General features: G+C 44.8%; 17 protein-coding genes and 1 tRNA gene. 12 read left to right on the top strand and 6 right to left on the bottom strand.

Features of this window, described 5'->3' with window-relative positions:
• Nucleotides 1-247 precede the first annotated feature (247 nt).
• Genes AC0J2X_RS13990 through AC0J2X_RS13980 form a run of 3 tightly spaced genes read left to right on the top strand, consistent with a single transcriptional unit; the run spans nucleotide 248 to nucleotide 3790 of the window.
• A complete protein-coding gene (locus AC0J2X_RS13990; RefSeq protein ID WP_014976187.1) occupies nucleotides 248-739 on the top strand; it encodes a (2Fe-2S)-binding protein in 492 nt (163 codons plus the stop codon).
• On the top strand, nucleotides 736-3033 hold the full coding sequence (locus AC0J2X_RS13985) for a xanthine dehydrogenase family protein molybdopterin-binding subunit (RefSeq protein ID WP_472996133.1): 2298 nt from the start codon (nucleotides 736-738) through the stop codon (nucleotides 3031-3033). The genes AC0J2X_RS13990 and AC0J2X_RS13985 overlap by 4 nt, the downstream gene beginning before the upstream one ends.
• A 7-nt stretch (nucleotides 3034-3040) precedes the next feature.
• Nucleotides 3041-3790, top strand: a complete 750-nt coding sequence (locus AC0J2X_RS13980; protein WP_131136279.1) for a hypothetical protein — start codon at nucleotides 3041-3043, stop codon at nucleotides 3788-3790.
• An 88-nt stretch (nucleotides 3791-3878) separates the two neighbouring features.
• Here the strand turns inward: AC0J2X_RS13980 and AC0J2X_RS13975 are convergent, their stop codons facing one another.
• On the bottom strand, nucleotides 3879-4373 hold the full coding sequence (locus AC0J2X_RS13975; RefSeq protein ID WP_472996132.1) for an acyloxyacyl hydrolase: 495 nt from the start codon (nucleotides 4371-4373) through the stop codon (nucleotides 3879-3881).
• A 553-nt stretch (nucleotides 4374-4926) separates the two neighbouring features.
• On the opposite strand from AC0J2X_RS13975, the gene AC0J2X_RS13970 reads away from it, so the two are divergent.
• The 6 genes from AC0J2X_RS13970 (at nucleotide 4927) to AC0J2X_RS13945 (ending at nucleotide 15406) form a co-directional block, all read left to right on the top strand.
• Nucleotides 4927-5577, top strand: a complete 651-nt coding sequence (locus tag AC0J2X_RS13970) for an NAD(P)H-dependent oxidoreductase (RefSeq protein WP_472996131.1) — start codon at nucleotides 4927-4929, stop codon at nucleotides 5575-5577.
• A 1-nt stretch (nucleotide 5578) separates the two neighbouring features.
• Nucleotides 5579-7504: a monovalent cation:proton antiporter-2 (CPA2) family protein gene (locus AC0J2X_RS13965; RefSeq protein WP_472996130.1), complete on the top strand. Its 1926-nt coding sequence runs from the start codon at nucleotides 5579-5581 to the stop codon at nucleotides 7502-7504.
• A 278-nt stretch (nucleotides 7505-7782) separates the two neighbouring features.
• On the top strand, nucleotides 7783-8916 hold the full coding sequence (locus AC0J2X_RS13960; RefSeq protein WP_039225671.1) for an efflux RND transporter periplasmic adaptor subunit: 1134 nt from the start codon (nucleotides 7783-7785) through the stop codon (nucleotides 8914-8916).
• 3 nt (nucleotides 8917-8919) lie between these two features.
• A complete protein-coding gene (locus tag AC0J2X_RS13955) occupies nucleotides 8920-11967 on the top strand; it encodes an efflux RND transporter permease subunit (protein ID WP_049588794.1) in 3048 nt (1015 codons plus the stop codon).
• A 242-nt stretch (nucleotides 11968-12209) separates the two neighbouring features.
• Nucleotides 12210-13277: an MBL fold metallo-hydrolase gene (locus AC0J2X_RS13950; protein WP_239301645.1), complete on the top strand. Its 1068-nt coding sequence runs from the start codon at nucleotides 12210-12212 to the stop codon at nucleotides 13275-13277.
• 194 nt (nucleotides 13278-13471) lie between these two features.
• On the top strand, nucleotides 13472-15406 hold the full coding sequence (locus AC0J2X_RS13945; RefSeq protein ID WP_472996129.1) for an EAL domain-containing protein: 1935 nt from the start codon (nucleotides 13472-13474) through the stop codon (nucleotides 15404-15406).
• A gap of 159 nt (nucleotides 15407-15565) precedes the next feature.
• Here AC0J2X_RS13945 and AC0J2X_RS13940 read toward each other — a convergent pair whose 3' ends face one another.
• The 4 genes from AC0J2X_RS13940 to AC0J2X_RS13925 form a co-directional block, all read right to left on the bottom strand.
• A complete protein-coding gene (locus AC0J2X_RS13940) occupies nucleotides 15566-17284 on the bottom strand; it encodes a sensor domain-containing protein (RefSeq protein ID WP_472996128.1) in 1719 nt (572 codons plus the stop codon).
• 197 nt (nucleotides 17285-17481) lie between these two features.
• Nucleotides 17482-17558 (bottom strand) — tRNA-Val (locus AC0J2X_RS13935).
• A 158-nt stretch (nucleotides 17559-17716) separates the two neighbouring features.
• Nucleotides 17717-18793, bottom strand: coding sequence for a patatin-like phospholipase domain-containing protein (locus AC0J2X_RS13930; protein WP_472996127.1), 1077 nt, complete (start codon nucleotides 18791-18793; stop codon nucleotides 17717-17719).
• A gap of 196 nt (nucleotides 18794-18989) precedes the next feature.
• Nucleotides 18990-19418, bottom strand: a complete 429-nt coding sequence (locus AC0J2X_RS13925) for a MarR family winged helix-turn-helix transcriptional regulator (RefSeq protein ID WP_472996126.1) — start codon at nucleotides 19416-19418, stop codon at nucleotides 18990-18992.
• A gap of 396 nt (nucleotides 19419-19814) precedes the next feature.
• On the opposite strand from AC0J2X_RS13925, the gene hmgA reads away from it, so the two are divergent.
• Nucleotides 19815-21110: a homogentisate 1,2-dioxygenase gene (gene hmgA, locus AC0J2X_RS13920; protein ID WP_472996125.1), complete on the top strand. Its 1296-nt coding sequence runs from the start codon at nucleotides 19815-19817 to the stop codon at nucleotides 21108-21110.
• A gap of 292 nt (nucleotides 21111-21402) precedes the next feature.
• On the top strand, nucleotides 21403-22476 hold the full coding sequence (hppD, locus tag AC0J2X_RS13915; RefSeq protein WP_014949049.1) for a 4-hydroxyphenylpyruvate dioxygenase: 1074 nt from the start codon (nucleotides 21403-21405) through the stop codon (nucleotides 22474-22476).
• A 37-nt stretch (nucleotides 22477-22513) separates the two neighbouring features.
• On the opposite strand, the gene AC0J2X_RS13910 is transcribed toward hppD, so the two are convergent.
• Entirely contained in the window at nucleotides 22514-22879 is a 366-nt protein-coding gene (locus AC0J2X_RS13910) for a VOC family protein (RefSeq protein ID WP_014976174.1), read from the bottom strand.
• A 633-nt stretch (nucleotides 22880-23512) separates the two neighbouring features.
• Here AC0J2X_RS13910 and AC0J2X_RS13905 point away from each other — a divergent pair.
• Nucleotides 23513-23902: an ACT domain-containing protein gene (locus AC0J2X_RS13905; RefSeq protein WP_472996124.1), complete on the top strand. Its 390-nt coding sequence runs from the start codon at nucleotides 23513-23515 to the stop codon at nucleotides 23900-23902.

Genomic DNA, 23902 nt, shown 5'->3' with positions numbered 1-23902 from the left:
GTTTGAACAAGGTAACTAAAATAGACCACATAAGCAAGTTTGGCCTCTAGGATACCTTTAGTTAATTAGTCTAACTCCAATTCGAAAGGTTCATTCGGGCGTCTATGGAGTGAGCGGTTATTAAAGGGAGAGCCAACGCGGCCAGATTTTAATAATACCAATTAAAACAGGCAAAACAGACCGTTCAAACCAAGTACAGCGCCTTGGCGAGAGCATATTAAACATTAACTTCACGGTGACACAAACCATGATTGAATTTACGTTAAATGGAAAAAGAGTGCAGACAGATGCTGCATCAGATACGCCTCTCGTTTGGGTAATACGCGATGAATTTGGACTAAAAGGTACCAAGTTTGGGTGCGGTGTAGCGATGTGTGGCGCATGCACGGTACATATTGATGGTAACGCTATTCGCTCTTGCTCCTATCCCGTTTCGTTAGCTAAAGATAAGAACGTAAACACTATTGAAAGCTTCAACAACGCGCATCCGCTGCAATCTGCTTGGGTAGAAGAGCAGGTTCCTCAGTGTGGCTATTGCCAGTCTGGCCAAATCATGCAAGCAGCGACATTGCTAGATAGAAATCCAAACCCGAGCGACCAAGATATTGTTAATCACATGAGCACCAATTATTGCCGCTGTATGGCTTACGCGCGCATAAAAAAGGCGATTAAGCGCGCTGCAACGTCTTCTGTTCAATACTTTGATCCAACCGCTTCATCAGAAGGGGAAAACGCATGAGCATGAAAAATATCTCTCAAGAAAAGAAAGACATGATCAACTTATCTCGCCGGTCTTTTATGGTGGGATCAGTGAAAACGTCTTTATTCATGGCATTTGGTGCTGCCGCTATTCCATCCCTGCTGTCGGCGAAAGAAAGTATTGAAGCCAAACAGTTTTCTCCAAATATTTGGTTTGAAATGGATACAGATGGCAACGTTACCGTCAACATAGCCAAAGCGGAAATGGGTCAGCATATCGGCACTCCAATCGCTAGAATCTTGGCTGATGAGCTTGAGTGCGACTGGGAGAAAGTGTCTATAGTTCACGTTGATACAGACCCGAAATGGGGCTACATGGTAACAGGCGGCTCTTGGTCAATTTTCCATACTTACAAGCCAATGTCTCAGGCGGGCGCCGCTGGCCGCATGGTGTTAATTGATGCAGGTGCGAAGCTACTTAGCGTGCCTGCTGATAGTTGTAAGGCAGAAAAAGGCTTTGTTATCTCAGGTAACAAGAAAATTAGCTATGGCGATATCGTAGCGAATGGCAAAGTAGACAAAACATTCAGTGCAGATGAGCTTGCTGAATTGCCAATTAAACCGGGTAAAAAACGCCACCTTATCGGTGTTAACGCAGACTACAAAGCACTCGACATCCCACCTAAAACTAACGGTACTGCGGTATACGGTATTGATGTTGAAGTGGAAAACATGCTTTATGCACGACCCATTCTGCCTCCGACTCGTTATGGCAGTACAGTAACAAATGTCGACGACAGTAAGGCTAAGAGTCTACCGGGATATAAAGGTTATAAAGTGCTTACCGATCCGAGCGGTACCATCGAAGGCTGGGTTACTTTATTGGCTACAGACTACCCTACTGCGATTAAAGCCGTTGATATGGTGAAAGTCAGCTATAACGCCGGTAAAACCGCTAATGTTTCTGAAGCGGATATACAAAAAGAAGGCGAAAGAATTGTACGCGATCGAAAGGAAGGCACCGTTTTTGTAGACGAAGGAAATATAGAGCTGGCGCAAACAAAAGCGGCACAAGCCATTGAAGCTTTATACACCACAGCGACTGCCAATCATTTCCAGCTAGAACCACTTAACGCCATTGCTGAATTTAAAGGTCGTAAATGGCATATACATACGGGTAACCAGTGGCAGAGCCTAACACTTCCTACTGTAGCTAAAGCCGCAGAAGTGCCAGAAAGTGATGTGGTCCTTCACCAGTATTATCTTGGCGGTGGCTTTGGGCGACGCCTTTTTGGTGATTGGGTTGTTCCAGCTTTGCTTACAGCTAAAGCTGCTGGCCAGCCAGTCAAACTGGTGTTCATGCGCCCGGATGATACATTATTTGATCAACCCCGCTCTGCCTCTACTTCACTGTTTAATGCGTCGTTCGATGAGAATAATCAGTTTTTAGGCATGGAGCATGCGCTTGCGGCAGGCTGGCCAACACTAAAAATGGCACCAGGATTTCTAGCACCAGGGGTAAACGGTGAAGGGAAAGTCGATATGTTTTCGGCATCTGGTGCCGACCACTGGTACACCATGTCTCACCATCGCGCACGCGCGGTTAACAATAAGGTAGCGCAAGATACGTTTACGCCAGGTTGGCTGCGTTCGGTAGGTCAAGGTTGGATTGTATGGGGCTTAGAATCGTTTATTGACGAAGTGGCAGTGAAAGCCAACAAAGACCCCGTCGACTTCAGACTTGCTATGTTAGACGGTAAAGGTAAACAAGGGGGCAAAGCGCCTGAAAGTGTCGGCGGTGCCACACGACTTGCCAATACGCTTGAAATTCTTAAGAAAAAGACTGCGAGTGTTGAACTTGGTGCTGATGAAGGCATTGGCTATAGCGTAAGTGCGGGACAAGAACGTACTATGCCAGCTTGGCTCGCGACTGCAGCCCATGTTCACGTTAATAAGCGCACTGGAAAGATAACGGTTAAGAAGTTATGGGTTGTGTCTGATGCTGGTATTGTTATTCATCCAGATGGCGCGATGGCACAGCTTGAAGGTTCACTGCTGTGGGGACTGAGCTTGGCACTGTTTGAACATAACGAAGTGAAAAACGGTCAGGTTTCAAAAACAAACTTACATACCTACCTTCCTCTACGTATGAACGATGTCCCAGAGATGGATATTGAACTTGTTGAAAGTGAGGAGTTTCCAGTAGGACTGGGTGAACCAGGCGTTATTGGTGTCGCGCCGGCTATCGGCAATGCCGTGTACCAAGCTATTGGTGTACGGCTACGTCATTTGCCCATGCTTGCTCAACACGTTACCGCAGCACTAAAAGCATGAGGGCAGTATGATGAAAATGATAACAGTCCTATTAATTGGTGCTCTCTCATCATTCGTCCTGAGTGGGTGTATTGCAAATAAAAATGACGATAGCGACCATAATAATTTGACCGCTAGCACTTCAAAAGCAGCTAAATCAACACCTGCTTTTGAGGCTTATCAGCAAGATCCTAACCCAACGACAGCATTTAACTACTTGTTCGATGTAGCAACACATCCACGGTGTGTGAACTGTCACGGTGTTATTGAAGATGGCGCTCACCGACCGACAGTGGGCGACAACAGCGTCCCCCACCCTATGAACATTACCTCTGTGAATAACTTGAAAATGGCGGTGCAAGATGGAAAGTTTGTTCAGGTTGGCGAAACGCACCCCGTAAACTGCCGCGGATGTCACCAAGATGAAAATGCGCGTGAACCCGGCAGGCCGCCTGGTGCAGCAAACGACCTTATGCCAGGTTTCGTGTGGCACATGCCGCCTCCTACCATGATTATTGGCAGCGACATGACACCCTCAAAATTATGCAACAATTGGTTAAACCCACGTTTGAACTCTTTTCTTGCTCAACGTGGGGGAAGAGATGACATGAAAACGTTTAAAAAAGAATTTGAGCATCATGTCAGTGATGATCCATTAGTGAGATGGGCATGGAACCCCGGCCCAGGCAGAACACCTGCTCCTGGGACACATGCACAGTTTGCTAAGGCAATGTCGGTTTGGATTAACGGCGGCGCACCTTGCCCGACAGAAAGTTAAGTTAAAAAAGTCTTTGCCAAAAATGAACAGCCCGCGTTTTAAGCGGGCTGTTTAACGAACGAACTAGGCACAACTTGTTTAGGCGAGATTAGAAATGGTAGTGAGCACTTAATACAAACGATTCTGAACCAGGGTTCGTGTCCCCTAGCCCGCCGTTAGAAATGTGGCCAATTTCAGCTTCTAGCGAAAATGATTCAGAAAAATTGTAGAGTCCGGAAAGTGATGAATAGAATTCAATGGTGTCGCCTAAATTTTCAGATTCATCAACAATGCCCGCTTGAAAGGCAACGCGTACTGAAAAGTCATTGTATTTGTAGACGTCTTTTGCCAACCCCGCAGCGAAATAGTGTTGGCCTTGATCTGCGTTTACCAAGAGAACTGTTGGTCGAATTCCGTAAAATGATTCGAGCGGTTTGTGAACATAAGCCACATGCAATGCGTAACGGTCTGCGTCATCAAACAAGTTCCATACCGCAGCCCCAGCTTTAAGCTCACTTCCATGCGGCAGGGCTTGAGTAGAGAGAGAAACAAGGGGAGAAAGTAAAGATAATGCAAGTGCGAGTGTTTTTACTGGTGTTTTCATGTTTATACTGTCCTAGGGCCTGCTGACCTTTGCTGTACAATTTTGCAGCGGTCTGTGTGCCATCTAGACAAGACGAATGTTTGACGGTCTAGTGGTTCTAAATCGAAAACATTCAACGCAGTATAGGTGGCACACAGGCGCTGCCCAAAGGGGTCGTCATGGAAGCCTTTTACTCTTTGTTACAGTCCTTTAACTTAGCCCACTAGGCTTGCAGGACTGTTTCGCGATTAAAAGGCTTCCATCTAGACCAAAATTTGTACATCAAAGGTCAACACGCCCTAATCAAAAGTTAAAAATAGTGTTCCGTCGACGCTTCTATTAGAAGCTGTTTTTATACGTGAGTACATAATGGTAATCAGGTTACTTTTTTCAACCTAATAAATATTAGTAACCTTATAACTTTGAGGAAAAACACATTCTTATTTGCTCTAAACGTACAGATTGAATTAATGAATAACCTAGGGTCTTTTGACCTTTGCCGTGTTTTGCACATCAAAAATCAACGGCTCCTTATAGCTCAACGAGAGCTGGCTGTAGCACTGAGTAGAAATGTATGACTGACGAGAACATCATTGAAAGCAATGTAGAGAGCACTAAGAAAAGTAAGAAAGTACTGGTTCTCTTTGCCCACCCCGCGCAAACCCGTTCAGAAGTAAATGTGCCGCTTTTTCACGAAGCAAAAATGAATAAACACGTTACTGCTGTTGACTTGTATGCAGAGTATCCAGATTTCAATATTGATATTGAACGGGAGCAGCAGCGTTTAATCGATCACGATGTCGTTGTTTTTCTGTTTCCACTTTACTGGTATTCCACACCTTCAATCTTAAAAGAATGGCAAGATTTAGTGTTGGAATATGGTTTTGCCTATGGGCATGAAGGCACTGCACTTAAAGATAAATTATTTCTTTGCGCATTAAGTGCAGGCGGTAAGGAAGAAGCCTATCAAACTGATGGCTTTAATCATTACACCATCAGGCAACTGCTCCAGCCTTTAGAGCAAATGGCTCAGATCACGCACATGACCTACATTGCTCCTTTTGCGATCTTTGGCTCTCGTACTGCGCAAGAAGAGCATCGCGTTGCTGAACATAGAGGTAAGTGGATAACCTTGCTAAACAAATTGACCACTAACACCCTGAATCTAGAAAAAGCAAAGCACATCGAGAATCTCGCAGACCTTTGTACATCGCAAGGAGAGTAACGTGACTGGCTATTTCTTATATGCATTTATCTATCTGGTCGCCGCCGTAATTGCAGTGCCCATTGCGAAGCGTCTTGGATTAGGGTCTGTACTAGGCTATTTAATAGCCGGGCTAGTGATTGGCCCGATATTCGGCCTTGTTGGTGACGAAACTGTTGCCATTCAACATTTTGCTGAATTCGGTGTAGTCATGATGCTGTTTTTGGTTGGGCTAGAACTAGAGCCTCGCTCGCTGTGGGCGATGAAGTCAAAACTAATGGGATTGGGCGGACTTCAGTTAGCGTTAACCACCGCCCTTATCACAGGCGTAGCCATATTGCTTGATCAGCCTTTTAGCATTGCCCTTACAATAGGCCTTATATTCGCCCTTTCTTCCACTGCCATTGTTTTACAAACGTTGCAGGAAAAAGGGCTGCAAAAAACGGAAGGAGGCAAAAGCGCTTTTTCCGTGTTGCTGTTTCAGGATATCGCGGTTATTCCCATGCTTGCGCTTATCCCCCTCCTTGCCATACCCGAACTGGTCGAAGCAGGAAATGCACATGGCGGCGATACAGGGTCACACGATAGCTTTAATTTAGTTGACGGGCTTGCCCCTTGGGCTTCAGGTCTTGTGATCATTAGCTCAATTGCCTTTTTAACCATTGGAGGACACTACTTAAGTCGCCCCTTATTTAAGTTTGTTGCTGCGTCGGGTTTACGGGAAATTTTTACCGCCACAGCGCTCATGCTCATTATAGGAATTGCAGCACTAATGGGACTTGTAGGTCTGTCTCCCGCCCTTGGTGCATTCTTGGCCGGTGTAGTTTTGGCAAACAGTGAATTCAGGCATGAACTTGAAGCTAATATCGAGCCGTTTAAAGGCTTATTGTTAGGCCTCTTTTTCATAACGGTAGGCGCAGGCATTAACTTTTCCGTACTTAGTGAGAGCCCAATGCTAATAGCAGGGCTAACCGTAGCTGTTATGCTTGTGAAAGCCATTGTGCTGTTTATCATCGCCTTAATTTTTAAAATAAAAGGCACTAACAAATGGCTATTCACATTAAGCCTTGCTCAGGCGGGTGAATTTGGCTTTGTGCTATTAAGTTTTGCCTCGCAAAACTATGTGCTGCCCAACGACATTATTTCTGTACTTTCTCTTGTTGTGGCTATCTCTATGTTCTTAACGCCAGGGCTTTTCATTCTTTTCGACAAAGCCATCATTCCGCGCTATAAAAATGCAAAATCACAGCGTGATGAAGATGTTATCGACGAAAAAGGCACTGTGGTCATTGCTGGTATAGGTCGTTTCGGGCAAATTATTAATCGGCTGTTAGCAGCCAATGACGTTAAAACCGTTGTGCTTGATATTCGTTCAGAGCAGATAGATCTTTTCAGGCGCTTCGGCAACAAAGCGTACTTTGGCGACGCATCTAAACCTGACATATTACATACCGCAGGGGCGCACGAAGCGTCTTTATTAGTTATAGCCATTGACGACAGAGAAACAGCTGCAGAAATGGTGAAGTACGCCAAACACGCCTTTCCTAATGTCAAAGTGCTTGCCCGTGCCTTTGACCGTGGTCATGGCTACCGCTTGCGCCAGCTGGGCGCAGATTTTGTGGTATCTGAAACGTACCACAGCGCTCTTGAGATGGGCGCAGAGGCACTTCGCTCACTCAATATTCACCCTTTCCAAGTTGAGCGACAAAAAATGGCCTACAAAAATATTGAGTCTCAACAAAACGATGTGCTGTATCACGCATGGGCAGATGACGCGAGTGGCGAACGGGTAGACAACAATTACCTAAAACTGTTCAGCGAACTAGAGTCGCTAATTGAAGATGCCTTGAAAGCCGATTTACACGACAAACATTCAAAGATGCGTGGCTGGACTCCACCGCCTAAAGGATATGCTGAAAAACTAGCGCCCGATGAGAAACCTGATTAGGGTGAATTGCGAACTAGCCGGCGGTACTTCGAGAGGGTAATTGTCTGATAGTGACCGGACACCCACGAATATTTATGGGCGGTAGCATACTATCGCCTTGTAAAAATAAACAAAAAGCTGATCGAAAAGGGAAAAAAGCGCTATAACCTGTATGTATATCAAACTTGTCGTATATTGGCTTTTTATCTTTCACGTTCAGAAGTTGACACGCGCCTTGTACAAGATAACCCATTGCCTTAGTGGGAATAAAAAGTGGTTTATTTAAATGGAGAGTTACCATGTTGTCTGAAAAAAGTCTCTTTCACAGCTTAGCCCTGCGCACTGTGATGGTATTTACTGCACTCGCTGGATTAAGTGCGTGTGAGGAAGCCCCCACGCCACCCAAGGCAGTCTCATCAACACCGGTAACGCTTTATAAAGTGCAGCACTCGGACGAAACCATCGCCAAATTCCCGGGGCAAGTGGAAGCGGCTGAGTATTCAAACCTTTCGTTTCGCATCGGCGGCAAACTCCAAGAACTCAAAGTAAAAGCGGGCGAGGAAGTTAAAGAGAACCAGCTTATCGCTAGACTTGATGATAGAGACGCGAAAGCACAGTTAGCCACCGCTCAGTCTCAGTTTGACGTGTCATCGGCTATGTTTGAACGTATGGAGGCTTCCGTTGAAAAAGGCGCGGTAAGCCGCTCTACTTTTGATGAAGCGAAAGCCAATTTTTTAGCCGCTAAAGCCAGTCTGACCAACGCACAGGACCAGCTAAGCTATACGGAGCTTCGCGCACCGTTTGCGGGGCTTATTGCGTCTGTTCCTGTTGAAAATTACCAAGTCATTGTACCGCAACAAACCATTGCCGAGCTTCATATGCCGGGTGCAATCGACGTTACGTTTCAATTGCCAGAGCAAAAAATGCGTATGATTGATCGCTCACGAGCCCGTGAAAATCGTACATCTGAAATGGCATGGGTGAGCTTTTCAGGTATGCCAGACAAGCGATACGCGGCCATGTATAAGGATCACGAAAGCACCACGCGACAAGGCGAGCTTAGCTATGAGGTAACAATTACTCTGCCAGAACCAGACGACATCAATGTTCTAGCGGGCATGAGCGCCACCGTATTACTTGATATGTCGAAACTTATTGAGTCTAACGCAAAGCTTTGGCTAGTACCTTTTGGTGCGGTGGTTACCGACAATGCAGATCCAGACAAAGCGATTGTATGGCGTTTTAAGCCCAGTGATAGTGACGCGACGAAGGGCACCGTAGAAGCAGTAGAAGTAATGATTACGCGCGGTATTTCCAACGGTCTGTTAGTTGAAGGCCCGCTAAACGACGATGATAAAATCGTTGCTGCTGGAGCTCATCTTGTAAAAGAAGGCCAAGCTGTTACGGAGTGGACGAAAGAAGGGGGCCTATAAGCCATGGTCGAGTATTTTTTTCGTCAAAAAGTAATTAGCTGGATGGTCGCCATCATCTTGGGTGTTGGCGGCATTGTGACTTTTCTTGGCTTAGGTCAGCTAGAGTTTCCCGAATTCACCATTAGAAATGCTCTGGTTATTACTCAATACCCAGGGGCAACGCCTGAGCAAGTTGAGGAAGAAGTTACGCTGCAGCTTGAAAAGGCGATTCAGCGTATACCCAATGTGAAACGAATCAGCTCAGTAAACATGGTTGGGCTATCGCAAATTACCGTTGAGCTTAAAAGTAGTGTTCAGGCCAAGGACCTAGAGCAATACTGGGACAACTTGCGCCGTAAAGTGGGCGATGCACAAGCATCACTGCCACCTGGCACCAGCACCTCGATTGTAAATGATGATTTTGGTGACGTTTTTGGCCTGCTGCTTACCCTTAAAAGCGAAGACTACTCCCTTAAGCAAATGGAAGACTTTGCAGATTTAATGCAGCGAGAGATCCAGCTTGTTGATGGTGTAAAAAAGGTGTCGATTGCCGGTACCGTTAATGAACAGATTATTGTGTCGTTAGATCACGATAAAATGAAAACCCTAAACGTTTCTGCAGAATCCATTGCTGGCCTTTTAACCGCGCAAAATGTAGTGGGCAATGCGGGTTCGATCAAGGTTCAGGGCAAGCGCCTGTCCATACAGCCTACTGGCGAATTTGATAACCTAGAGGCGTTAGGCCAGGTGGTAATTGGCTCACCTGCAAGCGGCCTTATTCGCTTAACAGATATCGCGACTATTGAGCGCAAGCTTAACGATACCCCTTCAATCCTTTATCACAGTTCTGGCACGCCGGCTCTGTCAATTGGTGTGTCGTTCGCGTCGGCGGTAAATGTAGTTGATGTAGGTAAACGACTTGATAGCAAAATTGCCGAGCTAGAGCAGCGTATGCCCCTAGGTATGACGCTGGATACCGTTTACAACCAGCCCACAGTGGTCGACGATTCTGTAACTGGCTTTCTTATCAACCTTGTTGAAGCCGTGGCCATCGTTATTTTCGTGCTGCTACTTTTCATGGGCTGGCGCAGTGGCGTTCTGATGGGGCTCATTCTTGTGCTTACCATTCTTGGCACTTTTATATTGATGTCGGTAAAAGGCATTGAGTTGCAAAAAATCTCCTTGGGTGCGCTTATTATTGCTCTTGGCATGTTGGTCGACAACGCCATCGTGGTAACCGAAGGCATGTTGATTGGTGTGAGAAAAGGACAAACCAAGCTTCAGGCGGCAAAAGACGTGGTGTCGCAAAATGGGTTGCCGCTGCTCGGCGCGACTGTGATTGCCATCACCGCTTTTGCGCCAATTGGTCTATCGCCAGATGCCACAGGTGAATTCGTCGGCTCCCTCTTCTGGGTACTGTGCTTTTCGCTTTTCTTAAGTTGGATCACCGCACTTACCATTACCCCCTTCTTTTTCGACTTACTGTTTAAAACTGAAAAAGAGCGCGGTGCTAATGACGAAGATGACGATCCATATAAGGGCATTATTTTTACGGTATACAAGCGTGTGCTTACTGCTGCTATCAATCATCGTTACGTGACAATTGTACTGGTACTTGTTGCATTAGTAGGCAGTATGGCGTCAGGTAAATTCGTAAAAAATGCATTTTTCCCAGATTCATCCACACCGCTGTTTTTCGTCGATTTATGGTTGCCTGAAGGTAGCGACATCTTAACCACCGAGCAGTCTATTCGTCGCTTAGAAGACAACGTGTTAGGCATGGAGAATATCGCCAACGTAACAAGCGTTATTGGCGGTGGAGCACAGCGCCTTACCCTCACCTATGCGCCAGAAGACAGATACGCCAGTTATGGTCAGCTTATCGTTGAAACTGATACGGTTGAGTCTCGTGATGCTCGTATGCGAGAAATTATCGAGCTGGTGCGAGAAGACTTCCCTAATGTGCAATACAAGGTAAAAGCACTTCAAGTAGGCCCTTCTGCAAAAGCGGCAATTGAAGCGAGAATTTACGGACCAGAGCCTGAAGTTTTGCGTGAGATTAGCAGCGACATTGAAGCCATATTTCAAGCAGAGAAAACCATGGACAGCGTTCGCTTGTCGTGGAGCAACAAAGTCCCATTTGTTGAACCTGTGTTTCTGGAAGAACAAGCCAGGCGTATCGGCGTAACGCGAGATGCCGTTCACACCGCATTTTTACTGAACAATGAAGGTGAAACTGTGGGCCTTTACCGCGAAGGTAGTGATTTAATACCTATCGTCATGCGCAACGATCCAAACCAGCGCTATGACATAGATAACCTCGCCTCACTCAACGTATGGAGCCAAGAACAAGGTAAATATATAAGCATGGCTGATGTTATCAGCAATGTGGATGTATCGCTTGATAACCCTATCATCAAACGCCGCAACCGGGTGCGGATGCTGGCGGTTTATGCAGAGCCCATGCCTTTATCCGGTGAGACAGCTGCGAGCGTGCAAGCTAAAGTTCGCCCTCTTGTAGAAGAGCTTCAACTGCCTGATGGCTACCACATTGAATGGGGCGGCGAATATGAGACATCAACAGACGCGCAAAGCGCTCTATTTGCAAGTATGCCTATTGGTATATTAGGTATGTTCATTATCACCGTTTTGCTGTTTGGCAAGCTTCGTCAGGCGTTGGCGATATGGGGCGTAATTCCCCTCACCACTATCGGCATTATTGGCGGCTTGGTGTTAGTTGGTGCCCCCTTTACATTCATGGCGCTGCTCGGCAGCTTAAGCCTTATTGGTATGGTGCTTAAAAACGGGATCGTATTAATGGAAGAAATAAACGTACAGGCAAAGGGTAACAGTGGCGCATTCGATGCCGTAGTAGCCGCGTCAGTATCTCGTGTACGTCCCGTTTCAATGGCAGCCATCACCACCATACTGGGTATGATCCCGCTGTTTTCTGATGCGTTCTTCGCGTCAATGGCAGTTGTTATTGTATTTGGTCTGACCGTTGCCACCGTACTTACACTGCTTATATTGCCTGTGCTGCACTGTACGTTCCACGGTATAAAGTCAGAATGAAAAGTACGCACAACAAATTCGATGAGTTGTGCGCTAGTTCGTGTAAGTAGCACAAAAACGGTGCGGACCTAATATTGTTAACAGCCAGCATGAGGAAAGTCTACTCATGCTGGCTGCATACTATCGCTTAGCTGCAAACTATCCTTCTCAACAAAAACTACACCCGCCAGTTTACTTTTAACAAAATTAGTTTATTATGGGTAAACTACACTGTGCAGTATACTTTTATTTAAGGTGAGAGCATGCCCGTTTTTAATCGCACACGCTTTCTTGTTGGAGTTTTATTTATGACATCTTTCTGTGGTTCTTCAAACACCCTTGCTGCAAGCGCGCCGCAACCTGAAAAATTCACTAATACTCATATTGAATATAAAACGACGTGGCGAGACATGTGGAAAGTCACCAAAGCGTATTTTCGTGACAATAGAGATGCTGCAACGCCAACGTTTGACATACCCGTGTCGGCACTTACACCACAAATGCTTGACGCAGTTGCAGAAGACAGCGTGATAAAGCTGGGCCACTCTACTACCCTATTGAAACTTGCCGAGCGTTATATACTGATCGACCCGGTCTTTAGTGAGCGTGCTTCTCCCGTCCAATGGATGGGACCCAAGCGTTTCCACCAAGCGCCAATTTCACTGGAAGACTTGCCTAAATTAGATGCCGTTATCATAAGTCACGATCATTACGACCATTTAGATAAGGGCAGTATTGAAATACTAAAAAACAAAGTCGACGTGTTTATTACACCGCTAAAAGTAGGCAATCATTTACGTGACTGGGGTGTGGATGCAAATAAAGTTGTTGAGCTAAATTGGTGGCAAAGTACAAAAGTGAGCGACATTGAAATAGTGGCCACACCGTCTCAGCATTTCTCAGGACGAGGTTTATTTGATAGAGACGAAACTCTTTGGGCAAGTTGGGTTATCAAGTCTGCAAATACCAATATCTTTTACAGCGGTGACTCGGGCTATTTTGACGGATTTAAAGCCATTGGTGAAAAGTACGGTCCGTTTGATTTATCGATGATTGAAACCGGTGCGTACAACGAGCTATGGTCTGACATTCACATGCTGCCTGAAGAGAGCTTGCAAGCTCATATTGATATTCAAGCTAGTGTCATGATGCCCGTGCACAACAGTACCTTTGATTTAGCACTACATAATTGGAATGAGCCTTTAATAAAAATCACAGACCTTGCTGGTGCTAAGGGTGTTCCCACCAGTATTCCTATCTTTGGCGAAGTTGTTCCGGTTAAGGGTGCAGGCGAAGCTCCGAACAAAACGTGGTGGTTAGACGAAAGGTGAGTAGCTAATAAACAGCGCTTGCTTCATTATTCTGGGCTTTAATTGCTCGCTTAACTCTATGTTTTGCAGTACATTTATTATTCGCCGCTTAGGCACTATTGGCGGGTATAACAAAAGCCTCAATCAAAGTGATAGCACTCGATTTGGTTGAGGCGAATAATAAATTTCTCAGTTAAAGGAGCTAACTGCTAGCAATGAAGCTGTCTAGTCAAATTAATTTGGGCGTTTTTGCCCTTATGCTTTTAGCATTTACGGTGTTGTCGAGTATTGAGCTAAGCGAAATAAAATCTCGCACTTCAGTGTCAATCGAGCAAGAAGCTGAAGAAGCACGGCTGCGTTACGAAACAACCGTCTTACAAACCTCTGCCTTGTCGTCTCAGTCGAAGCAATCAGTGATTGATGCCATGCTTCGTCAAATGGTATTGCAGCCGTTTTTATCTGCAGCCAAAGTCATTGATGTCGAAGGAAATGTGTTTGCGAAGTACGAGCGCTCGCCTAACACTATTGTTCCTAATTGGTACTTACAGCTGGACTCCGCACCTGCCGTTAACAAGAAAATTCCTTTTTCGAACAATGATGGTTATTTGTTAGTTACGTCAGACACGTCTTATATTTACACTGAAATCACCGCTATTCTCATCAAAAATGCTGTTATCTTTTGTGGGCTATTTTTCGCCCTCGCGCTATATATCGTCACGGTAACCAAATTTGCTAGGCGCCCCATTGCCAACACCATTAAGAAGCTTAATGAGATAAATAGCCACGACTTCACCCCCTCGCAGGTAAATGCGTTTACAACAGATTACCGCCAACTTACCAGCACAGTGAACACCCTAACCACGTCGTTAGCATCAAAATTTAATGACATTGCTCAGCAATCTGAGCGATTCAAAACAGAAGCCAATAAAGATACATTGACGAAGTTGTCGAACCGCAGTGCATTCGAGCGACACACTCGCGCGCTGTTGTCTGACACGTCTAATTTCCAGGAAAAAGAGCTTATTCTCATCAGGCTCGCTCAACTTACCACTATAAATACTAAGTTGGGCATGTTAGCTGGTGACAATTATGTAAAATCTATCGCGGACTTTCTTGTGCATGAGGCGAAGCACAATTGCAAAAGTGGCTTTGTATTTCGGTTATCAGGCGGAGATTTCGCCTTGATAAGTGAAATTATGGGGCGGGACGAACGGGATTTGATGTTAGAAAATATGTCGAAGCAGTTTGCAAACGCCACGCCACTTCGAGATGGAAGCAAAGCAACGTGGATCGGCGTAACGCGTTTTTCTAGCCAAATGTCGTTACAGCAGGTAATGGAAAGTGCTGACAGTGCGTTGATGGCGGCAATGAAAACGCAAAAAGGATGGCAGTTTTCTTCAGAAGTGTCTCAGGTTCATAGCAATACGAAATGGCGTGAGCGCCTCAATTACATCGTGTCGCAGCAATATGCCGATATTCTCATTCAACCCGTGATGAATGTAGAGCGAAACGCACCAGCATATTACGAAACGTTCGCTCGATTTAAAGACAAAGACACCAATGATGTTATACCCATGGCACAACTTATCCCCGCATCGGAGCGGCTGGACCTTATTCCTCAAGTCGACAAGTTGGTTGCAGGCATTGTGTTTAAAAAACTAACGGTAACGTCTCATCAGGTTGCTATAAATATTAGTAACGCCTCAATTGCCAACGGCGAGTTTAGAAAATGGTTAATTGAAGAGCTTCGAACCCGGGAAACGCTATGCCCAAGACTTATTTTTGAAGTCGAAGATGCAGCGCTTATTCACCATCGAGAAGTAGCCGAGAACTTTTGCCGTCAACTCATACAGCTGGGCTGTAGAATTACCATAGAGCACTTTGGCGATAACTTTGCCTCGCTTGCGGGTTTAAGGGCAATTCAGCCTCAATTCGTTAAGCTTTCGGGACGGCTAACCCAGGGAATTCATACCAACAAAGATAATCAGTTATTTGTCTCTAGCCTTATCAATATTGCGAAAGGCCTTAATATCCATGTTATTGCGGAAATGGTAGAAAACGAGGCTGAGTCTGTTGCACTGAGCAAACTAGACGTTGAACACCAACAAGGCTATTACTTTTCTAAACCCTCACTTTGGACAATGTACTAAGTGTAAGCTCGCTGGTCTGAGGCACTGAACGTCAGGATAGGTATTGACGCTTTATGTGAGCCCCCGCGCTTTATACGACTTAATTGTGCGTAGATTCAATGAAACGTTTAAGGCGGTGTTGTGAAAATCTCTTTCATATACACCTCCTTTTAACCGCATTTACTGTTCGTTAAGCAGCTTTATAATGGCGTCAGAGCTAATGGGTTTTGAATACAGAAAGCCTTGCACATATTCAACGTTAAGAGACTTACAGTAGTTCGATTGATTTTGAGTTTCCACGCCTTCAACAACAATGTTTAAATCGAGTTTGTGACCAACATTCACGATAGCCTCCATTAACGCGCTATCGTAGGCATTTTCCGGAGCACCTCTTAAAAATGAACGATCTATTTTTAAGTGGCTAACGGGAAACTGTTTTAAATAACTAAGCGAAGAATAACCCGTACCAAAGTCATCAATCGATATTTCAACGCCTTGGTCGCGTTGCGCTCTCAAATTCTCTAAAATCGTATTGTCAGACTTAATGAGCACATTCTCAGTAAGCTCTAACCCAATATCTTTAGGCATTAAACCGTGCCGCTCTCGACACTCCCTTAGGCGTTCGAAATAAGCATTCTGCTCTAACTCTTTTCCTGAAACATTGATATCAACGCGAATATTAATGCCCTGCTCTTTCCATAGCTGTGCCTGTTTGCACGCCTTTTCTAACACCCAATTTCCAATGTGAACAATTAACTCACTGCGCTCAGCGATGGGGATGAAGATATTGGGTGGAACAGCCTGACCCTCATCTTTAGGACGCCACCTTAACAGCGCTTCACACGATGCCACTTTTCCAGTGAGCAAATCGATTTGAGGTTGATACAAGAGTTCAAACTCATCGTTAACCAAAGACTCATGCAGATAAGCTGCGATACTTCGCTGTTGTCGAACTTTCTGACTTAAAGCGTGGGTGAAAAAATGAAAACGGTTTCGGCCTTCAGCTTTCGCCTGATACATTGCGACGTCTGCATTTTTCAGAAGATCATCAATCTCACTTCCGTCTTTAGGGTACATACTAATACCGATACTTGAAGTGATATGCACGTTTTCAGTGCTAAGTGCGAAGCTCTGCTTGAAACACTCAGTAAGTTTCTTAGCAATGTCAGCACTTTCATTTTCAGAAGTCACTTGTGTGGCGACAAAAACAAATTCGTCTCCACCAAACCGAGCCAGTAAGCCTTGTTCGCTTAGACAATCTGACAGCCGCTTAGAAACAGAACGCAGTAATTCATCACCCCAGGTATGCCCAAGCGTGTCATTAACTTCTTTGAACATATCTAAGTCAATGAAAAACAAAGCGAAGCCAGACTCATTGCGCGATGCATCTTCGATGGACGACGTCAAAAACTGCTCTAACAGGCGTCGATTAGGCAACTCGGTTAACAAATCTGTGGATGCCATTCGCTCAAGTTCTTGCCTGATGTTGTGCTGCTCACTCAGGTCAATATCCACACAATACATTTCGGGTGAATCTGTGCCTTCTTTCAGCATGACGTGAGATGAGAAAACATGGATAGGCTCGCCACTTTTCTTCTCAAGCACGAGTTCGTCTGAAGGAATTGCCTCACCGTAATCTATCCATCGCTGATGTAGCTTTATCACTTCACTTTTCATGAACGAGGGAATGATGAGATCTTCAAGTTTTTGACCTAGTGCTTCGCACTCACGAAAGCCATACATGTCTTCACTTGATTTATTCCAGTAGATAACTTTTCGGTGCTTGTCATAACCTTGCACCGATACCTTTGGCAAGGCACTAATAAGCTGAAGGAACCGCCTTTCAGCCGAACCATGTTGTTCAAATAACGGGGGCTCTTGGTATTTCTGTAAGCTCATCGTACTCCCGCGAGTGCTAAATTGTTAGATAGCAAAGATATAAAAATGGCCACCATTCTTTTAGTGTAGTCCAAATCACACAGACCACCCGACATTAAAAAGTTAAATTGCTCGTGAATATCGCTGAATAGAGAAAAGGGTAGCAGTGCGTGTTACGCAGAACTTGGGTAAATAAAAGATGAAATTAAATCGTAAGATGGTGCGTCTACCCTGATTCGAACAGGGGACCTCTACCATGTCAAGGTAGCGCTCTAACCAACTGAGCTATAGACGCATATAGAATTTTGTTGCACCTGATAGGTGGGCGAATGCCAAGCAACGGCGCGTATAATACTTAGCACGAGCGTTGCCTGCAAGGAAAACTTATCAAATGACGATTCAAGTGACTAATTTGACAGCAATTAGCCACTTTATTCAACAATTTCGATTAACTTAAATCATTTTAAATGGAAGCGGCTTGATAGCGTCTACTAAAGATCCGTCGTTAACAGCACGCATAAAATATTCACCCAACCTGTCAGTTTCTTTCAATACTGTTTGCCAATACTGGATGCGCGTTTTTGCATCGAGTACTTCAAAATCTTTCCTATCGGGGATTTTGCTATAAGGCAAATTAGCAACAAACGATGCAGAAGGCACAAGCATTACAACGTTATCGTAGCTTGAACGATGAGGCACTCTGCCCTTCAAGCCCTTGTCGAACCAGCCTGGAATGGGCTTGTCATAAAAATGAGGGTATAACACTAAGCCATCATCTGGTCCGAAGGACAAGTCGAAATGGTAGTCAATAATACCGCCATCTCGATACATTCCGGCTGGCGCACCTTCAATTTGCTGTACGCCCTCAATTACCACAGGAATAGAACCAGACGCTAGCAGCGCGGTATGAATATTTCCACGCGTTAATGCATGGTACTGAGTAGGCAGTTGATACGGGTCTTTTATCGCAAATTCAGTATTCGGGGTAGAGAACACATAGCGTGTATATAAACGTGAAAGGTGTCGTCGGTTCACTGTATTGGCCGCTGCACTCATCGCCAAGCCCGAAAGTTGCCTAAACTTACTTTCAAAACGAGTAGCACCTAAACATTTAGCAACGATCAGGTGCGCTTTAAAGCGGGAGTTAGACAGCACTTCTTGTTTACCTGCTTCATCCACCATTTCTTTCAGCAAGTCTTCGGCTTTAGCCGTAATTTCTCTAGGCGTAGGCTTGTCGCTGCTATAAGTTGTTGTTGAATAGGAAGCAGCCAAACGATTTATGGCAGCTAGGGGATCGTTTTGTACAGCGCAAATGGTACGAAACGCACCCGCTGATGAACCAATTACATGTATTTGATGCTCAACGTTGGCAAACCATTCGGGAAACAGTACGCGATCTAGACCAGCCAAAGAAAACCATTTCGGGCCGCCAGATGCCCCCAGAAAATAGCTAAATAACTCAGGCGTAAATCCGTTTTTCATTATGGATTCACGTGCTTTTTTACCTGCGTATATTTCTAAGGGTGCCACTCAATGTCCTCGCTGTGCGCCGAATAGAAGCGCTTGATGAATATTTAGGGGGTAGCAAGCCATGACTAATAAATCCAATAACTTCCCCATTTAATTAGTTTCGGGGGAATTTAACAGTTAAAGGCGCGAAAGTAACCTTTATAGCAATGCCCTCACATCTGCTCAGACCAGACTTTTCAACGACTTCACCCGAATCTTAAGGCGTTAGTGCATCTATCACTTTTACAAATATTCGATACTCATCTTCAGTGATATTTTCCAAACGCTTATTTTGCCAAGCCACAATTTTAGGCAACAGCGCCCAATAGATTCGTTCTCCTTCCACTGACAATGAAATTAATGTGGCCCGTTTATCTCGCTTGCTCACACGCTTAACGATAGCATCTCGCTTAACCAATCGCTCCAGCGCTCGCGAAACCTGCACTTTATCTAGTCGTGTTGCAATAGCAATTTCTTTTGCCGTTAGCAGTGATTTTGGCGTGCTTTCATTTCGGCCGCCTAATGTGGCTAAGATTCGCCACTCTGGTTTAGTAAGTTTATATTCTGCATATTCTTTTGAGAGCGATTCACTTAAATCGCTCGCAAGCATGGCTACCTTGTAGGCAAGCATATCTTCTAGCTGCATGTTTTAAGCCCTTATCACCGTATTACTCTTGCTATTTTTACTTCTGTGACCGCCTTAAAAGCCATGGTTGTTTTTCATTTACCTTAGGCGTTACTTATACCCACAGTGTCGCTACCATCGGTCGAGCGTTCAGGCGCGTTCAACATTAACCCAGGTAACTTTCACAGCTAACATCGTGCATTAAAAACACTCAATACGTGTAACCTTGTAATGGCCCTCAAATAAAAGGTGTAAAGCTAGCGTACCAAATGACGTTGGCTCCATTCCCTCTACTCGCCCATCGCCATTGATTTACATTTCATTTACCTCTAGCCTAAACCACATAGTTTCATTTGTAACTACTTTATTTAGCATTCATCTGTACAGCCACATCGATGGCCGCCTGTGGGAGGGTTTATGGATAATTTGTCGTATTTAACGGGTTTTAATAACGAGCACGAGACAGAGGCACTGCCGGGTGCCCTTCCTAAAGGCCAGTTCAGCCCACAAAAAGTAAATTATAAGCTTTACGCTGAACAGTTTAGCAGTACAGCATTTACTGCCCCACGAGCAGAAAACCGCCGCAGCTGGACCTATCGTTTACGCCCCTCTATTGCCATGGGCGACTTTGAAAAAATTGATAACGGCCTGGTAAAAACAGCACCTGAGTCTGATGTCCATTGCCCTCCGAATGTACTTAGGTGGGACCCTGTACCCTTCCCAGAAAAAGACGTTGATTTTGTAGACTCGCTTGTAACCATCGCCACTAACGGTGACGCTAAAGCCCAAGTAGGTATGGGCATTCACTGCTACAGTGCCAGTGCTAATATGCAAAATCGTGTTTTCTACTCATCAGACGGAGAAATGCTTATTGTCCCCCAGCTAGGCGACATGCTGATCACCACCGAGTTTGGTAGGCTCAACTTGTCTGTAGGTGAAATAGCCGTTATTCCTCGTGGCGTTCGTTTTTCGGTTAACCCTATTAATGGGCCAATTCGCGGATATATATGCGAAAACTACGGTCATCCTTTTGTGCTGCCAGAGCGCGGCCCGGTAGGCGCGAATGGCTATGCGAACCAGCGTGATTTTTGCTATCCCACGGCGTGGTTTGAAGATAATGAGACGCCTCACACTTTGGTAAACAAGTTCTGTGGAAATTTGTTCGAAGCAAAACTCGATCACTCTCCCTTTGATGTGGTGGCTTGGGTAGGTAACTCTGCCCCTTATAAATATGATTTGTCCCGTTTCAACGTTATGAACACCGTAAGTTTTGACCACCCGGATCCGTCTATATTTACCGTGCTTACCTCACCATCTGAGCTGGAAGGTACGGCGAACGTTGACTTCGTTATTTTCCCTCCAAGGTGGATGGTTGCTGAAAATACTTTTCGCCCACCGTATTACCACAGAAATATTATGAGCGAGTTTATGGGGCTAATTGAGGGGATGTACGACGCCAAAGAACACGGTTTTGTGCCCGGCGGCATGAGCCTTCACAACTGTATGACTCCCCATGGCCCAGAAGCTGAAGTATTTGAAAAAGCCTCGAACGCCGAGCTTTCACCGCAGCGTTATGAAAACACGCTGGCGTTTATGTTTGAATCTCGCTATGCCATTGCGCCAACGGAGTTCGCTTTAAACTGTGATATTCGTCAACGAGATTATTTGGCGTGCTGGAAAGGCCTTAAAAAGTACTACGATGGTGAAAAATAAGCGCCCTGGGATTTGTAACGTTACACGTACCGATAACTAAACAAGCAATTGTACTGATTTTTGAACACTACCGACAAGCATCACCTTTGCTTAATAGCATTTATTTTCAAACAGTTAGGGAAAGTTAGCTTTCCCTAACTCAGCATCTCATTCACGGGTGAAAACAAAACGTTACAGCTTTGCTTTCCATGCCCAAAATCCTTGAACTCGACACCTATTGCTTGCTTTTTCACTGCGCCCTTACAATCAGGTAACAATTATAAAATGTGATTTACGTTGAGGATGTATCGCTATGGCTGATTTGTTTGAAAACCCTATTGGTTTAGACGGGTTTGAATTTTTAGAGTTCACTGCGCCTAAAAAGGGCATGTTGGAACCCATTTTTGAAGCTATGGGCTTTACCCTTGTTGCTCGCCACAAATCAAAAGACGTGGAATTATGGCGTCAAGGCGACATCAATTTATTAAGTAACTACGAAAAGAAATGTCATGCAGCCTATTATGCCGAAGAACACGGTCCATCAGCGTGCGGTATGGCATTCCGCGTTAAAGATTCACAGCACGCATATAAAGAAGTGCTTGCCCGCGGTGCTCAGCCTATGGATACCCATACCGGTCCAATGGAACTGAAACTTCCTGCTATTAAAGGTATTGGCGGTGCGATGCTTTACCTTATAGACCGTTATGAAGGCGAAAATACCATTTACGACATCGACTTCAATTGGATTGAAGGCGTTGATCGCCATCCTGAAGGATGTGGCTTCCATACGCTCGATCACCTCACCCATAATGTGTACCGCGGCCGCATGAATTTCTGGGCAGGGTTCTACGAAAAGCTATTCAACTTTAAAGAAATTCGCTATTTCGATATTAAAGGTGAATACACGGGTCTATTATCGAAAGCAATGACGGCGCCAGACGGTAAAATTCGCATACCGCTAAATGAAGAGGCGGTTGGCGGTGGTGGCCAGATTGAAGAGTTCTTAATGAAGTACAATGGTGAAGGTATTCAGCATATCGCTTTCGCTTGTGACGACCTAGTGGCGTGTTTAGACAAGCTTAAAGCGAAAGGCATGAAGTTTATGACGCCTCCACCAAATACCTACTACGATATGCTTGAAGAGCGTCTTCCTGGGCACGGCGAAAACGTAGATGAGCTACAAAAGCGCGGTATTCTATTGGACGGCACAACGGAAAATGGTGAGCCTCGCCTACTGCTTCAGATATTTTCTGAAACCGTTTTCGGCCCAGTGTTCTTTGAATTTATCCAACGCAAACAAGACGAAGGTTTCGGCGAGGGTAACTTCAAGGCACTATTTGAGTCGATTGAACGCGATCAGGTAAATCGCGGCGTACTAAACAAGTAAGTAGATAGCTAACGCAATACTAGGGCAGCAAGTCTCATCACTTGCTGCCTTTTTCATAAAGCGCGCACGCAGCGCCGCTTGGGTCAATAATGACACAAAAGCTGTCTTTGCCGTGATGACGTATATCACCCGCCTGTTTTCCACCTTTGGAAGTAACTTCTTTCAACGCGGCATCTAGATTTTCTACGGTAAAGTAATTAATCCATCCGCTTGGGTACTGCGCGTTTACACCCTGCTTATGACAAATGCCGCCCACAGGTGTGCCGTCGGCCTTCATCATGACATAATCATTGTAGCCACCCATATCTATGGGCTCTTTCTTCCATCCCATCACCGCTTCATAAAAGCTGACAAGTTCGTCTGCGTTTTCTACCGTAATATCGCACCATGAAGAATCTGACATTGTCTCTCCCTCTGTTTTTTGTTTAGGGCTGTTATTTTGTTAGGGCTCTATTTATGGTTGAGGCATTTTTTCTAGTCAGCGCTCTTGTTCTGGTTAGAGATCAAATACCCAGTAAGCTACATAACTGATAAGCGCAATGCCCCATTGCTTCAATAAACAAAACCCAAGACTAAATTAACTACTAACAGTAGTACCTTACTGAATATTTGTTAACTAATAGATCATTTTAATGTACTGATGTTTTAAAGGTAAAAAGGCTAGAGTCTATTGACCTTTGCTGTACATCAAAGATCAACATGTCCAAAAGCGTTCGATCATTTGAATCTCGCGTTTTAGTAATACGCAAATTTCTGAAAAAAGCCATGGTTGTCAAGCTAAGAAATTGCAAAATTACAAAACATTTTTTATTTTAGTTGTAGACATGGCCTGTGGAAAATGCTTGTGAAATTGAGAATGTTATCCACTGAACATTGTTTGTACAGTTTATTTATCCCTTTAAATACATACACTTACAACAAAGCCCCAAACTACTCAACAAACTTATCCACAGATTAAGTGGATAACACGTAGCACTTAATCACAGTTAGTGGTTTAATGTGAATATCTTCGAAGTTATCTTTTTTTCGGTTTCTCATGCCCAAACAAACACTTTTAGTCAGAGAATCTTTGTTTACCATTCACAGCTTGGATCCTGAAACCAATATCCCCGCATCTGTGCTTAATAGCCCTATTTTTTTCTTAGGTAAAACAGAAGATGAACTATCTATTGTTGTGCCTGACTCGGTAGACGTACCGTCACTAGATAGTGATGAAGGTTGGCGTGCACTTGAACTGTTAGGGCCTTTGCACTTGTCCATGGTAGGGATCATGGCCCAAATCGGCCAAGTGTTAGCATCAGCAAAAGTGGCTATATTTGTGGTATCAACCTTCGACACTGACTTCTTTTTAGTAAAAGACAATAAACTAAAAGATGCCATTAGTGCGCTTAAGAAAGCTGGCTATTCGGTAAGTGAGGACGTTTAA

This window comes from Alteromonas sp. R7 (genome assembly GCF_055755235.1).
Note: the sequence above shows the minus strand (reverse complement) of the source record. Positions and strands in the feature narration are given on the sequence as shown.

What these genes read in the sequence shown, in the direction of transcription:
- AC0J2X_RS13990 (WP_014976187.1), top strand. Translation starts at nt 248, where the DNA reads ATGATTGAATTTACGTTAAATGGAAAAAGAGTGCAGACAGATGCTGCA.
- AC0J2X_RS13985 (WP_472996133.1), top strand. Translation starts at nt 736, where the DNA reads ATGAGCATGAAAAATATCTCTCAAGAAAAGAAAGACATGATCAACTTA.
- AC0J2X_RS13980 (WP_131136279.1), top strand. Translation starts at nt 3,041, where the DNA reads ATGATGAAAATGATAACAGTCCTATTAATTGGTGCTCTCTCATCATTC.
- AC0J2X_RS13975 (WP_472996132.1), bottom strand. Translation starts at nt 4,373, where the DNA reads ATGAAAACACCAGTAAAAACACTCGCACTTGCATTATCTTTACTTTCT.
- AC0J2X_RS13970 (WP_472996131.1), top strand. Translation starts at nt 4,927, where the DNA reads ATGACTGACGAGAACATCATTGAAAGCAATGTAGAGAGCACTAAGAAA.
- AC0J2X_RS13960 (WP_039225671.1), top strand. Translation starts at nt 7,783, where the DNA reads ATGTTGTCTGAAAAAAGTCTCTTTCACAGCTTAGCCCTGCGCACTGTG.
- AC0J2X_RS13955 (WP_049588794.1), top strand. Translation starts at nt 8,920, where the DNA reads ATGGTCGAGTATTTTTTTCGTCAAAAAGTAATTAGCTGGATGGTCGCC.
- AC0J2X_RS13950 (WP_239301645.1), top strand. Translation starts at nt 12,210, where the DNA reads ATGCCCGTTTTTAATCGCACACGCTTTCTTGTTGGAGTTTTATTTATG.
- AC0J2X_RS13945 (WP_472996129.1), top strand. Translation starts at nt 13,472, where the DNA reads ATGAAGCTGTCTAGTCAAATTAATTTGGGCGTTTTTGCCCTTATGCTT.
- AC0J2X_RS13940 (WP_472996128.1), bottom strand. Translation starts at nt 17,284, where the DNA reads ATGAGCTTACAGAAATACCAAGAGCCCCCGTTATTTGAACAACATGGT.
- AC0J2X_RS13925 (WP_472996126.1), bottom strand. Translation starts at nt 19,418, where the DNA reads ATGCAGCTAGAAGATATGCTTGCCTACAAGGTAGCCATGCTTGCGAGC.
- hmgA (WP_472996125.1), top strand. Translation starts at nt 19,815, where the DNA reads ATGGATAATTTGTCGTATTTAACGGGTTTTAATAACGAGCACGAGACA.
- hppD (WP_014949049.1), top strand. Translation starts at nt 21,403, where the DNA reads ATGGCTGATTTGTTTGAAAACCCTATTGGTTTAGACGGGTTTGAATTT.
- AC0J2X_RS13910 (WP_014976174.1), bottom strand. Translation starts at nt 22,879, where the DNA reads ATGTCAGATTCTTCATGGTGCGATATTACGGTAGAAAACGCAGACGAA.
- AC0J2X_RS13905 (WP_472996124.1), top strand. Translation starts at nt 23,513, where the DNA reads ATGCCCAAACAAACACTTTTAGTCAGAGAATCTTTGTTTACCATTCAC.